At 62.2% G+C, this 458-nt stretch carries 1 pseudogene; it reads right to left on the bottom strand.

Going from position 1 to position 458, the window contains the following annotated elements:
* Window positions 1-44 precede the first annotated feature (44 nt).
* Window positions 45-398, bottom strand: a pseudogene (locus F0L68_RS39985) (transposase); the annotation flags it as partial.
* Window positions 399-458 lie beyond the last annotated feature (60 nt).

Genomic DNA, 458 nt, shown 5'->3' with positions numbered 1-458 from the left:
GCGCGGGTCTGTCAAGTGTTCGGTGTAACTCGGGATGAAAAGGGCTACTTGCGTCCGGCGGCCAGACGGCCGTCGAAGGCGATCTCGAACGCGTTCAGGGCCGGCTTCCAGCGCATCATCCAGCGTTTGCGGCCGGTGCCGGTCGGGTCCAAGCTCATGATCGCCATGTGGACGCACTTCACTGCGGCTTGCTCGTTGGGGAAGTGTCCTCGGGCTTTGACCGCGCGACGGATGCGGGCGTTGACCGACTCGATCGCGTTGGTCGAGCAGACGACCGTGCGGATCTCGGTGTCGAAGGCGGAGAACGGCACGGACTCTGCCCAGGCGTTGTCCCACAGCTTGACGATCGCCGGATACCGGGCGCCCCACTCCTGGACGAACTCGTCGAACCGCTCCCTAAAGGTGTGCCGGAAAATAAACTAGACATACCCAATGACGGCTGGTCATGATGTTGTATG

This window comes from Solihabitans fulvus (genome assembly GCF_008386585.1).
Classification (GTDB): Bacteria; Actinomycetota; Actinomycetes; order Mycobacteriales; family Pseudonocardiaceae; genus Solihabitans; species Solihabitans fulvus.
Note: the sequence above shows the minus strand (reverse complement) of the source record. Positions and strands in the feature narration are given on the sequence as shown.